The organism is Amantichitinum ursilacus, assembly GCF_001294205.1.
GTDB classification, from domain to species: Bacteria; Pseudomonadota; Gammaproteobacteria; order Burkholderiales; family Chitinibacteraceae; genus Amantichitinum; species Amantichitinum ursilacus.
In genome coordinates this window covers 208,572-220,322 of record NZ_LAQT01000010.1, presented here as the reverse complement: position 1 = coordinate 220,322, position 11,751 = coordinate 208,572, and the positions used below count along the sequence as shown (strand labels likewise).

Below are 11,751 nucleotides of genomic sequence, written 5' to 3'. Positions count from 1 at the left end.
AGCCTGCCATGCATCCCAACCAACTCGCCCAGGCCGCTTTGCGCGCACTGCATCTGATGGACCTGACCGCGCTGAATGACACCGACACACACGCGTCGATCCGCGCCCTGGCCGCCGCCGCCAACACGCCTGTAGGCACGCCCGCCGCCTTGTGTGTGTACGCGCAATTTGTGCAAACCGCGCAAGCCGCGCTGACCGAGGAAGGGCTGGATTTGCCGGTGGCCACGGTTACCAATTTTCCGTATGGCAACGCCGACCCCGAAGCCGCTGCCGCCGAAACCGCCGCCGCCATCCATCTGGGTGCGGATGAAGTGGACGTGGTGTTTCCGTACCGCGCGCTGTTGGCGGGCGATGCCGAGGTGGGCCGCAAGCTGGTTGAGCTTAGCCGCGCCGCAGTTGGCGACAAGATTCTTAAAGTGATCATCGAATCCGGCGAGTTGAAAGACCCCGCGCTGATACGCCAGGCCAGCGAGATTTCGATTGCCGCGGGCGCGCATTTTATCAAGACCTCCACCGGCAAAGTGCCGGTCAACGCCACGCTGGAAGCCGCTGAAATCATGATTCAGGCGATCCACGATGCAGGCAAACCCGTCGGCTTTAAAGCTGCGGGGGGCGTGCGCAGCGCGGCCGATGCCGCCGCCTATCTGGCCATCGCCGACCGCATCATGGGCCCCACCTGGGCCAGCGCTGCCACCTTCCGCTTTGGCGCATCCAGCCTGCTGGGCAATCTGCTAACCACGGTGGGCCACGACGCGGGCGCGACTAAAACGTCGGCGTACTGATCATGGCGTTTCTGCCGCAAGAAATCATTCGCAAAAAGCGCGACCGCATTGCGCTCAGCCGCGAAGAAATCACCGAATTTGTGCGTGGCATCGTCGATGGCCGCGTCTCCGAAGGCCAGATCGCCGCATTTGCCATGGCGGTTTACTTTAACGACATGCCGACCGACGAACGCGTGGCGCTGACGCTGGCAATGCGCGATTCGGGCGATGTGCTCGACTGGTCATCACTCGATCTGCCTGGCCCCGTGGTGGATAAACATTCCACGGGCGGCGTGGGCGATCTGACGTCATTGTTGCTGGGCCCGATGGTGGCCGCGTGTGGCGGCTTTGTGCCGATGATTTCAGGCCGCGGACTGGGCCATACCGGCGGCACGCTGGACAAACTCGAAGCCATCCCCGGTTACACCATCACGCCTACCACCGCGCAATTCCAGCAACTGGTGCGCGATTGCGGCATCGCCATCATCGGCCAGACCGCCAGCCTGGCCCCGGCCGACAAGCGCATCTACGCGGTACGCGATGTGACGGCCACGGTGGAATCGGTGGGCATGATTACCGCATCCATCCTCTCCAAAAAGCTGTCAGCCGGATTGCAGGCGCTGGTGATGGATATCAAGGTGGGCTCGGGCGCATTTATGCCGACGCTGGAATTGTCGGTGGAACTGGCGCGCAGCATTGTCGATGTGGGCAATGGCGCGGGTTTGCGCACTGCGGCGCTGCTCACCGACATGAACCAGGCGCTGGCCCCGTGCGCGGGCAACGCCATTGAAATCCGCTGTGCCATCGATTATTTGACCGGGCAACAAAAGCCCGCGCGCCTGCATGAAGTGACCATGGCGCTGGCAGGTCAGATGCTGTTGCAAGCGGGCCTGGCCAGCACGCCGGCAGATGCGCGCCAGCAGCTGGAAACCGTACTCGCCAACGGCCAGGCCGCAGAACGCTTTGCGCGCATGGTATGCGGCCTGGGCGGCCCGGCGGATCTGCTCGAATTTCCTGACCGGCACTTGCCGCGCGCCGCAGTGTGTGCGCCGGTGCTGGCCACGCAATCGGGAATACTTGCCACGGTCAATTGCCGTGCATTAGGTATGACCGTTGTCAATCTGGGTGGCGGTAGAACCCGGCAGGATGACCAGATCGATTACGCCGTCGGTTTGACTGGCCTGGCCCCATTGGGCACAGCCGTCAGCCCCGGCGACGCGATCGGCTACGTCCACGCCCGTGATGAGGCCAGCGCACAACGCGCCGCCCACACGGTTGCCGCGGCCTACCGCTATAGCGTCGATGCGGTGTCTGTACCGCACGCCGTTTACCAACTGATTGAATGACAGGAAAGATCGTATGCGTGCCATTGTTTTGATCATGGATTCTTTTGGCATCGGCGCTACGCCCGATGCCCCGCAGTTTGGCGACGCGGGCGCCAGCACCATCGGCCATATCGCGCAGTATTGTGCGCAAGGCAAAGCCGATATCGGCCGCGCTGGTCCGTTGCGTTTGCCCAATCTGGAACAACTGGGCCTGGGCCTGGCCGCGCAACTGGCCAGCGGCGAACTGCCCGCCGGCTTTAACTCGCATCCCAAGCTGATCGGCGCTTATGCCGCCGCGCGCGAATTGTCGTCCGGCAAAGACACGCCATCAGGCCACTGGGAACTGGCGGGCGTGCCGGTGTGTTTTGACTGGGGCTATTTCGACAAGAAAACCGACAGCTTTCCGCCTGAACTGCTCGACCAACTGGTCACGCGCGCGCATCTGCCCGGCTATCTGGGCAATTGCCACGCCAGCGGCACCACCATCATTGCCGAGCTGGGTGAAGAACATATGCGCACCGGCAAGCCGATTCTGTATACCTCGGCCGATTCGGTGCTGCAGATTGCCTGCCACGAAGAAACCTATGGCCTCGACAAACTCAACGAGCTGTGTGAAATCGCTTATGAGGCCGTCAAGCCGTACAACATCTGCCGTATTATCGCGCGCCCGTTTGTGGGCACCTGCGCCGCCGACTTCAAACGCACCGGCAACCGCCACGATCTGGCCGTCGCTCCGCCCGCCGACACCGTGCTTAAAAAACTGACCGATGCGGGTGGCGAGGTGGTGTCGATTGGCAAGATTGCCGACATCTACGCCCACGTCGGCATCACCCACAAGATCAAGGCCACCGGCCCGGAAGCCTTATGGCAAGCCACGCTGGACGCCACGCGCAGCGCGCCGGAACGCAGCATTGTGATGACCAACTTCGTCAACTTTGACCAGGACTTTGGCCATCGTCGCGACGTGGCCGGTTATGCCGCCGCACTCGAATATTTTGACCAGCGTCTGCCCGAAATCTATGACCTGCTGCGCGATGACGACGTGCTGATCCTTAGCGCCGACCACGGTTGTGACCCCACCTGGCCGGGCAGCGACCACACGCGGGAGCACGTGCCGGTGCTGGTCTACGGCAAACGTATTCCGCCCGCCAACCTGGGCGTGCGCGCCACCTTTGCCGATGTGGGCCAGAGCCTGGCGCACTGGTTTGATCTATCACCGTTTCCGGATGGCCTGGCGTTCTTGCAACGCACGCCGTCCTGAACCTCACAAGGAGCCGATATGGACCATCAGACATTGAAACAAGAAGCCGCCAAAGCGCGTGAAAAAGCCTACGCGCCGTACTCGAAGTTCAAGGTAGGCGCCGCGCTGCTGACGCGCGACGGCAAGCTGTTTCATGGCTGCAACGTCGAAAACGCCTCGTACGGCCTGTGCAACTGCGCCGAACGTACCGCGCTGTTTGCCGCAGTCGCCGCAGGCTATCGCCCCGGCGACTTTGCCACGCTGGCCGTCATTGGCGATACCGATGGCCCCATCGCCCCGTGCGGCGCGTGCCGCCAGGTGATGATCGAAATCGGCTCCCCCACGCTTGAAGTGGTGTTGACCAATCTGCAAGGCGACACCGAAGTCACCAGCGCCGGCGCTTTGCTGCCCGGCGCGTTTTATCTCGACCCCAACGCCAACGCGTGATCTTGAAATCAGGACCCCACATCATGTCGCAAGCTTCCAGCCAGTCCGAAGTGTTTCACCTGGGCCTGAACAAGGCCATGCTCAAAGGCGCCACGCTGGCCATCGTGCCGGGCGACCCCGCGCGCAGCCAACGCATCGCCGAACTCATGCAAAACCCGCAACCGCTGGCCAGCCATCGTGAGTTTGTCAGCTGGATTGGCGAACTCGACGGTAAACCGGTGGTGGTGTGTTCCACCGGCATCGGCGGCCCGTCCACGTCCATTGCCGTGGAAGAATTGGCGCAACTGGGCATCCGCACCTTTCTGCGCGTTGGCACTACCGGCGCGATCCAGCCGCACATCAACACGGGCGACGTGCTGATCACCACGGGTTCGGTGCGCCTGGACGGTGCGAGCTACCACTTTGCTCCGGCCGCCTACCCGGCCGTCGCCGACTTTGCCTGCACCACGGCACTGGTGGCCGCCGCCAAAAAGCTGGGCGCAACTGCGCATATCGGCATCACCGCATCTTCCGACACCTTCTACCCGGGCCAGGAACGCTACGACACCTACTCGGGCCGCGTTAACAAGGAATGGGAAGGTTCGATGAAGCAGTGGCAAGCGCTGCATGTGATGAACTACGAAATGGAATCGGCCACGCTGTTGACCATGTGCGCCTCGATGGGCCTGCGCGCTGGCATGATCGCAGGCGTGATCGTTAACCGTACGCAGCAAGAAATTCCGAATGCGGAATCGATGAAGAAAACCGAAGTGGATGCCGTGGGCATCGTGATCGAGGCAGCGCGCGCGCTGGCTTGAGGCTTTGGGTAGGGTGGTAAGAAAACGGCAAGTGCGGGTTGGTCTGCACCTGCCGTTTTTTATTGCGCCAGTTGCTTGCCTGCGGTTGCGCGGGCTCTAAGCGGTACGCAATAAATCCACCCACGCAGACCAGCGGGCAGCAAACGCACCGGCAAGCGCATCAGCGCGCTGCCCAGCATTTGATAGCGATTGATAAAGCCGCTGGCGCAAAACTGGCGCAGCAGCCGCCATTCGCTGACCGCATAACGCCAGCCGCCGCGCCGCCGATACATGCTGGTGCCGGTACGCGCGTGGGTCAGCACGGCGGGCAAATTGTCGGTGGCGTACCCCGCCTGCAGCAAGCGCACCCACAGCGCGTAATCTTCGAACAGATATTCGCCGCCATATCCACCCACTGCCAGCACCGCCTGTTTGCGAAACATCACGGTCATGTGATTAAACGGATTACGTTTGCGCGCAAATTGCAGAATTGAGTCATGCGAAACAGGCGTGTGGCGCTCGGCGTGCGGATGCGCCGGGTCATCCACAAATTCATCAATCCAGCCCCCCAGCAAGGCCAGATCGGGCTGGCAGGCAAACCGCTGCAGTTGCAGCGCAAAGCGCGCCGGTAAATCAATATCGTCAGTGTCAAAGCGCGCCACCAGATCATGGCTGCAACGGGCCAGGCCCGCATTCAGCGCCGCGCCTAAACCCACGTTTTCGGGCAGGGGCACGTCCACCAGCACCATGCGGCTACGGAATTGATCGATCACCGCTAATAGCTCAGGCGTTAAGGGGCCATCTTGCACCAGCACCACTTCGGCGTTGTCACCCAAGGTGGCCAACGCAATGCTTTCCAGGCATTGGGCCAGTGCGGCGGGGGATTCGCGGTGATATACGGAGCCCAGCAGGCTGAAGCCTTCCCCGTTAAAAACCTGCGTTTCGTTAGCGATGTTTGGAAGCATGCTTGCCCTCGCTGATCGCCGCCGAATTAACGATCAAGTTGGAAATCAGCTGAAGCAAATGGGACGCACGTGACGGCAACGCACGCTCGGGTTGCATCACCGCAGAAGCGATTGCTTCCTGGAACTTCTCGCGGGAATCTATGACCCGGCTATTCACGAACCCGGATCGCTGGCAGAACAAGCGATTCGAGCAGATCACTGGTTTTCCTGAAGCAATCACCTGATTGAGCTTGCCCGGGCTAATCGAAGCGTTGAAGTTGTTATCTCTGTAAGGCATGAAGATTGCGGCCGAGCGTGACAATTGCTGTGCCAGCTTCGACGAATCGACTTCAAGCGGCAGATATTTGATATTGCGGTGGGAAAGCGCCAGACGGTCCGCAGTCACCAGTGCGATTCGCAAACCCAGGTTGGCGAGGCGCAGGAATTCGGTTTCGTCGAGGTCTTTATGAACACTTCCGAAGTACATCAAATCAAAGTCAGAATTGAGCGGCGCCTTCACTTCAAAAAACGGATCCGGTGTGGGCGGAGGCACGAGAAAAAATCGAGCTTTGGACAACAACGCAACCGCGGTTTGAGTGTCCGAGTGAGAAATATCGGCCAGGTTGATATAGGGTTCTTTGGCGCAGAGGCGTTTCAAAACCAGGAGATTGTCGCAAAAAATCAATGCGCTCTTTTGCACCAAGCGCTTTTCATAGCGCTTGTTTCGAACGGGATAAGTTTGATTATCCGAATCATGCACGCAGTAATAAACCAGCCGATGGTATTGATCGAATAGCGGTGCAAGCGCTAGCGACGGAACAAAAGTAATAGCGATATCGCGGCTCTTTTCAATCTGGCTGGCAACCCAGTTACTATTCAGACGATCAAACCAGTCGCATATCGAAGGCGAGTTTCGTACCTCGATCACACGTGGAACGTCTGATTGGGCGACGGCCCGCTTATTACCCTTTATCAAACCGCGAAGTCGGCAAATTGAAGGAAAATTAAGCTTGAATCTTTGCAGATAAAATGCGGGATATCCGGCTCCATTCAAATGGCGGAACAACATCTGGTTCACGTGCTGATAAGAGCCATAGGTCGTGTCGTTAAAGATATGGATCATAGGTCGGCGTGTTCCGGATTAGATGTTGCAATCACCAGTGCAAAAGGAAATATAAACATGAAAAATGCGTCAAATAACAAACTGGAAATAATCAGGATAATGAACACTGGCTTCTGGCGATCAAACCTGAATGAGCCTAGGCCGACAACAAGTAGCACTCCAAGAAAAACCACAATTCCGCTGTCAAAGAAGAGCTGCACATATGTGTTATGAAGCACCCGACCGAATAACTCCACCGAATGGCCCGAGCCGTAGCCAAACCAGAATACAGACGGCCTGTTCTGGATGATATCCATTGCGCTGAATTGGGCGAAAAATCGAAAAAAAACAGAATTGAATTTCATTGCGACAAAGCTGGTTTGATAGTCGGACTCCAGCACAATCGCATCCGTCTGCTGCACTCGATAGATGATATAGACGTAGCCCAAGCCGATAATGACCGGAAAAATAGCCAGCATTTTTTTGCTGACTTCCCGGCGTCGCAATATCAAAAAATACACCAAAGTGATTGCGAGCATGGTCATTGCTTGTGAGCAAATCAACTGCGCGAGCAATAGCCACGACCATGATTTATTCTGCATATATTGCGATGCATAAATCAGGCAGATAAGAGAGATCAGCGCAAAGTAATTTGCGTCCTCAAAAAAACCGGAAATGCGCGGTGTTCCCATAAAACCGGGGTCTGCCCCAAAAAATAAAAGGCAGGGAATGGAAAACACCAAAGTACATATAACAAACGCTTTTACCATTGCGCCAATCTCGACGGCCTCTGCGCGCACAGGAAAGAATAAAGGCAAGAAAACCAGTGCCATTTTGCCGAACCGCCCCAGCGCGGCCCCCAAACCAGGCGAATTAACGGTGCTGGCAGCAGCGCCACCCAGGATGCAAAATGCAAACAGGCTGAATGCAACAACACGTCCCAGATTGAAGCGGGTGCGACCACACGCAAACAGCAGCATGGTCGCAAGAAGAATCAGCGCGGTGCTAATGTTGATATCGCCCAGCGCAGTCCAGTGCGAGAAGATCGCCGAAAAATAAAAGCTCGTTACCGCACTCTTGCTCATTCGCCACGACAGGCAGAAGAAGCAAAAAATAATGAAGGCCGAAATGCCCAACGACGTCATCATTTCGATGCCTCTGCGGCAGCGATGGTTGCGACGAGGCGCTCCATCGGATCGGCAACGGGAGCCCCAAAAAAGCGTTCAGCAATGACTTGCCGTTGCGCCAAAGAGTCTGCAGTGGCGACGCCGGCAGGACGTGCCAGAACATCACATAACGCAGCGAAATTGCTAACCCACAATCCCCAAACGTTCTCCGTGTAATTGAACGCAAGATCACGACATTGAGAGATATAGCGGTTGTAGTCGAAGTTATATAAAACGACCGGGCCCGCGGCGGCATAAAGATAGTCATAGAGCACCGACGAGTAATCGGTGATCAGCAAATCAAAATCGGCCAGTAGCGGATACATATCGAGCGCTCGCGGCCATATACGAATATTGGCAAGTTCGCAGGAGACGCCTGAGGCTTCGACCGGGTGGGGTTTGATATATAGCAGCGTATTGCTCTGGCGTAGGGCAGCGCTCAATACAGCCAGATCGGGCAGTCCGGAGCTGATCGCGGAAGATCCATCATCGCGCCAGGTTGGAACATAAATCGCGACCCGGTCAAAACTGCCCCAGTCCTCGCGTAAACCGGCATAGTCGCCCAATGCAGCGACGGCGACTGCCAATTGTGGATAACGCGGCGTGTTAAGCCGCGGATACGGTAACTGGATGCATGCCGCGGGCGAGATACGAAAGCATTCCGCAAAGTGCTTCGCCATCATTACAGAGGGAGCCAGAAACAGATCTGGCTTGGCAAAACGCTCGGGCAGCAATAGCCGCCAGAGTGGTGAAACGCGGCCGTGATACAGCTTGGCCAATTTACCGGCAGAGACTTTGTACTCAATGCTTTTCAGGCCAACGCCGTGCCAAAGATTGACCCGCAGCGCGCCGCCAGAAGTGAAGTAATTAATGTCCGATAGATAGGACGAGAAGATATAGACCCGCGCGCGCAGGCTCAGCCAGAGCCCTTGCGCGCTCCAACGGGTGCAAGCACGGTAGCCGTTGTTCAACAACAGACCAGCGACCGCCCGATCGCCTGTAATCCAGACCGCATCAATATCTTTTCGATATTCGCTGATCCACAAAAACAAGTATTTGGAGTTATCCAGAAACTTGTTGTTGTAGCAGCCGAAGACCCATAAGTCGGACCGGCGTGGCACCAGCCACGACAACGGATACAACGTGATCAAGAGCCAGAATTGAAGCAAGCGCAGCAATTTTTGCTTCATGCTGGCCGTCGCAAGTCAAAAATCTGCCCCGTCACCTTCCCCAGCAGCACATTCAAACTCTGCAGCGCCACATCGTGCGATGACATCAGCGTGCCGGCGGGTTCAACGCCAAAGGCGCGTTTGCGCATCGGGGTATCGGTGCGTTCGGGGTTGATGCAGTTAACGCGCACGCCTTCGCTGTGCCATTCCTCGGCCAGCGCCTGGGTCAGGTTAACCACGGCGGCTTTGGCCGAGCTGTACAGGCTGTAGAACGCCCGGCCGTAGGTGTACGAGCTGGAGGTAAAGTTGAGCAGTTGGCCTTGCGACTGGCGCAAATAATCAAACGCCGCCAGCGCCACATTCACCGCGCCCATGTAGTTGATCTGCACCGATCGCACCACGTCGGCGTAATCCATATTGGCCAGCGGCTCGCACGTCAGCACGGCGGCGGTGTTGACCACGTAATCGATGCGCCCGAATTCGGCCACGGTATTGGCCAGACACAATTTGACCGCCGTCAGATCGGTCACGTCCACGCCGGTGCCGCGGGTGGCCACCACCACGTGCGCCTGATGTGCTTGCGCCAGATTCACCATATCCAGCCCGATGCCGCTGCCGCCGCCAAACACCACCAGCACCTTGTGTTTCAGCTCGGCAAACACTTGCGGATTGATCGGCTGATGGGTGGCCTGGCGTGATTTCATCTGCAGCAGTTTGTCCAGTATCTGCAGTTCTTCGCGGTAGGTGAGCTTGAGGTTGTCGTGCTCGCCCGTCACCAGATAGATTTTTTCGTCCGGCACGTATTTGAGCACCACGCCGCAATCGTCTGTGGTTTTGAAATCCGGATCGCGTAGCGCGCGTTCGTAGGCCAGCTTGACTGTTTCCAGCGCAAAGCCTTGTGGCGTCTGGCCGTTGCGCAGGCGGCTGCGGTCGGGGATGAAATCGATGGTGTTGGTCAGCGGGTCGACCGACACGATGGTGTCGGTGGTGGGCACCACCACGTCGCAGGCGTTGTAATGCCGCAGCGCTTGCGCCACATCGGCGATGATGCGTTCGTTAACCAGCGGGCGCACGGCATCGTGGAAGATCAGTTTGACGGCGTAGTCGCGGGCGAGATGCTCGGTGGCGGCAATTGCAGCCAGCGATGATTGATAGCGTTCGCTACCGCCCAGAATCACGGCTTTAACCTTGCTGAAGCGGCGGTTGGCGGTCAGCTGCTGGATCTGCTCCTGGCAGTCTTTGTTGGTGACAACGATGATCTGGTCGATGTCAGCGCTGTCCTGAAACACCGCCAGCGTGTGCTCCACCAATGGGCGTCCGGCCAGCTTCATCATCTGTTTGGGACGATCAAAGCCGCTACGTTCGCCGCGGCCCGCGGCCAGAATCACGCCGATGTGACGGGGAGGCTTGTTCATATCAATCCAGATTTGCGCGAATGAAAGTAGCGGCTGGCGCAAATGCCGAATTCGACCATTACCATCGCGGTAATCACGCGCGCCAAGGGGTCCTCCCACAGCCAGCCACCAGCGCTCCAGGCGACGATATAGGCAGCCAGCCCGACCACGATGCTGAGGCTGAGCGCCCAGCGTTTGCCGTGCACCAGCAACACGCAGGTGCCCATAAAGCTGTGTGCAGCGATGGGGATCAGCGCCAGGCTGTACAACATCAGATAGTTGCCGGCGTGCGCCCAGTCGGCGGGCAACAAATATGGTCCGGCAAAGTGCAGCGCTGCGGTCAACAGCAGCACAACAGCCAGCGCGGCCCCCAGCTGCAGTTGCAGCAAGCGTTGAGCGAAGGTCTTGCGGTATTCGCGCGCCAACCTTGGATAGGCCGCGTTGGCCAGCATGTCGAACGGCACGCGGCACAGGCCGATGGCCTTTTCGCACAAGCTGTAAATGGCGACGCCTTCCGCACCCGCTGCGGCGCGCACCAGCAGCGGCGAGCACGCCACATAAATCATGATGATCAGGCGCGACCCGAACACCTGACCCGCGTGCTGCGCGACGGTAACCATCTGCCGCCAGGGCAGCAGCGTCGGCCAGCCCACGCTGCGCAAAAGCTGGCGCGCGGCGCTGAAGTCCAACAGCACACTGGACGCCAGATACGCCACGGGCACCGCCCACATATCACCAGGCTGGCGCACCAACACAAACACCAGCGCCACGGTGCCGAGGCGCGCCAGGGCGGTTGGCACAATCAAGGCGTGGATGCGTTCCAGCCCCTGGAACAACCAGCCCGGATAAAACGAATTGAGCGCGCCAAGGGCCGCAAATGCGGCCAGCAGCGGCAGGTTGAGGCCCGCTGCGGCAACCCACTGCGGATTCAATGCCAGCACACCCAAGGCCAGCACCACCACGGCACAAAGCGCCAGTTTGATCAGATAAATGCTGCCAACCAGCGCTGCCAATGCGCGACGATCTTGCGCGCGGCCCGCCACCTCGTTCACCGCCCAGGTGTTAAAGCCGAAATCCACCCACATCAACACAAACTGGCCGAGGTACTGATGCAGCGCGATCACGCCGTACTGACGCACACCGAGCGTGTGCAGCAGCCACGGGATAACGATGACCGGGGCCAGCAGGTTCAGCAGATTAATCGAAGACAGGGAGACAAAATTGAGCAGCAATTGACGTTGTCCGACGAGGCGCTGGCGGAGCGGGGACAACATCAAAAGGGCCGCGACCGCAGCGCGGCGGACGGGTTAACAACGGGGTTCATGAGGGCGGGCACCAGGACGAAAGCGACGGACGCGTGAGCGAAAGGCGCATTTTTCCTGGAACACAATTAGCCAGCTATCGGAGACTTCGGAGCCTGCCTTCAG

The 11,751-nt window shown here is 58.6% G+C and carries 11 protein-coding genes; 5 read left to right on the top strand and 6 right to left on the bottom strand.

Annotated features, from left to right (window positions below):
* Positions 1-8: 8 nt before the first annotated feature.
* From deoC to udp, 5 genes are read left to right on the top strand one after another with little or no spacing between them, the layout of a single operon-like run.
* Positions 9-782, top strand: a complete 774-nt coding sequence (gene deoC, locus WG78_RS14065; protein WP_053938584.1) for a deoxyribose-phosphate aldolase — start codon at positions 9-11, stop codon at positions 780-782.
* 2 nt (positions 783-784) lie between these two features.
* Positions 785-2,107, top strand: coding sequence for a thymidine phosphorylase (gene deoA, locus WG78_RS14060; RefSeq protein WP_053938460.1), 1,323 nt, complete (start codon positions 785-787; stop codon positions 2,105-2,107).
* 13 nt (positions 2,108-2,120) lie between these two features.
* A complete protein-coding gene (locus WG78_RS14055) occupies positions 2,121-3,347 on the top strand; it encodes a phosphopentomutase (protein WP_053938459.1) in 1,227 nt (408 codons plus the stop codon).
* Between the two features lie 18 nt (positions 3,348-3,365).
* Positions 3,366-3,773, top strand: a complete 408-nt coding sequence (locus tag WG78_RS14050; protein ID WP_053938458.1) for a cytidine deaminase — start codon at positions 3,366-3,368, stop codon at positions 3,771-3,773.
* A 23-nt stretch (positions 3,774-3,796) separates the two neighbouring features.
* Positions 3,797-4,570, top strand: coding sequence for a uridine phosphorylase (udp, locus tag WG78_RS14045; protein WP_053938583.1), 774 nt, complete (start codon positions 3,797-3,799; stop codon positions 4,568-4,570).
* A gap of 59 nt (positions 4,571-4,629) precedes the next feature.
* Here the strand turns inward: udp and WG78_RS14040 are convergent, their stop codons facing one another.
* Genes WG78_RS14040 through WG78_RS14015 form a run of 6 tightly spaced genes read right to left on the bottom strand, consistent with a single transcriptional unit; the run spans position 4,630 to position 11,598 of the window.
* Positions 4,630-5,514, bottom strand: a complete 885-nt coding sequence (locus WG78_RS14040; protein WP_053938457.1) for a glycosyltransferase — start codon at positions 5,512-5,514, stop codon at positions 4,630-4,632.
* Complete coding sequence (locus tag WG78_RS14035; protein ID WP_053938456.1) at positions 5,495-6,616, bottom strand: glycosyltransferase family protein; 1,122 nt, start codon at positions 6,614-6,616, stop codon at positions 5,495-5,497. The genes WG78_RS14040 and WG78_RS14035 overlap by 20 nt, the downstream gene beginning before the upstream one ends.
* The gene (locus WG78_RS14030; RefSeq protein ID WP_053938455.1) at positions 6,613-7,743 is read right to left on the bottom strand and encodes a hypothetical protein; all 1,131 of its coding nucleotides are present in this window, start codon (positions 7,741-7,743) and stop codon (positions 6,613-6,615) included. The genes WG78_RS14035 and WG78_RS14030 overlap by 4 nt, the downstream gene beginning before the upstream one ends.
* The gene (locus WG78_RS14025; RefSeq protein ID WP_053938454.1) at positions 7,740-8,951 is read right to left on the bottom strand and encodes a CDP-glycerol glycerophosphotransferase family protein; all 1,212 of its coding nucleotides are present in this window, start codon (positions 8,949-8,951) and stop codon (positions 7,740-7,742) included. Before WG78_RS14025 ends, WG78_RS14030 begins: the two co-directional genes overlap by 4 nt.
* Positions 8,948-10,345 (bottom strand): bifunctional cytidylyltransferase/SDR family oxidoreductase, encoded by a 1,398-nt coding sequence (locus WG78_RS14020; RefSeq protein ID WP_053938453.1) that lies wholly within the window; start codon positions 10,343-10,345, stop codon positions 8,948-8,950. Before WG78_RS14020 ends, WG78_RS14025 begins: the two co-directional genes overlap by 4 nt.
* Entirely contained in the window at positions 10,342-11,598 is a 1,257-nt protein-coding gene (locus WG78_RS14015) for an oligosaccharide flippase family protein (protein WP_053938452.1), read from the bottom strand. Before WG78_RS14015 ends, WG78_RS14020 begins: the two co-directional genes overlap by 4 nt.
* Between the last annotated feature and the right edge of the window lie 153 nt (positions 11,599-11,751).

What these genes read in the sequence shown, in the direction of transcription:
- deoC (WP_053938584.1), top strand. Translation starts at nt 9, where the DNA reads ATGCATCCCAACCAACTCGCCCAGGCCGCTTTGCGCGCACTGCATCTG.
- deoA (WP_053938460.1), top strand. Translation starts at nt 785, where the DNA reads ATGGCGTTTCTGCCGCAAGAAATCATTCGCAAAAAGCGCGACCGCATT.
- WG78_RS14055 (WP_053938459.1), top strand. Translation starts at nt 2,121, where the DNA reads ATGCGTGCCATTGTTTTGATCATGGATTCTTTTGGCATCGGCGCTACG.
- WG78_RS14050 (WP_053938458.1), top strand. Translation starts at nt 3,366, where the DNA reads ATGGACCATCAGACATTGAAACAAGAAGCCGCCAAAGCGCGTGAAAAA.
- udp (WP_053938583.1), top strand. Translation starts at nt 3,797, where the DNA reads ATGTCGCAAGCTTCCAGCCAGTCCGAAGTGTTTCACCTGGGCCTGAAC.
- WG78_RS14040 (WP_053938457.1), bottom strand. Translation starts at nt 5,514, where the DNA reads ATGCTTCCAAACATCGCTAACGAAACGCAGGTTTTTAACGGGGAAGGC.
- WG78_RS14035 (WP_053938456.1), bottom strand. Translation starts at nt 6,616, where the DNA reads ATGATCCATATCTTTAACGACACGACCTATGGCTCTTATCAGCACGTG.
- WG78_RS14030 (WP_053938455.1), bottom strand. Translation starts at nt 7,743, where the DNA reads ATGATGACGTCGTTGGGCATTTCGGCCTTCATTATTTTTTGCTTCTTC.
- WG78_RS14025 (WP_053938454.1), bottom strand. Translation starts at nt 8,951, where the DNA reads ATGAAGCAAAAATTGCTGCGCTTGCTTCAATTCTGGCTCTTGATCACG.
- WG78_RS14020 (WP_053938453.1), bottom strand. Translation starts at nt 10,345, where the DNA reads ATGAACAAGCCTCCCCGTCACATCGGCGTGATTCTGGCCGCGGGCCGC.
- WG78_RS14015 (WP_053938452.1), bottom strand. Translation starts at nt 11,598, where the DNA reads ATGTTGTCCCCGCTCCGCCAGCGCCTCGTCGGACAACGTCAATTGCTG.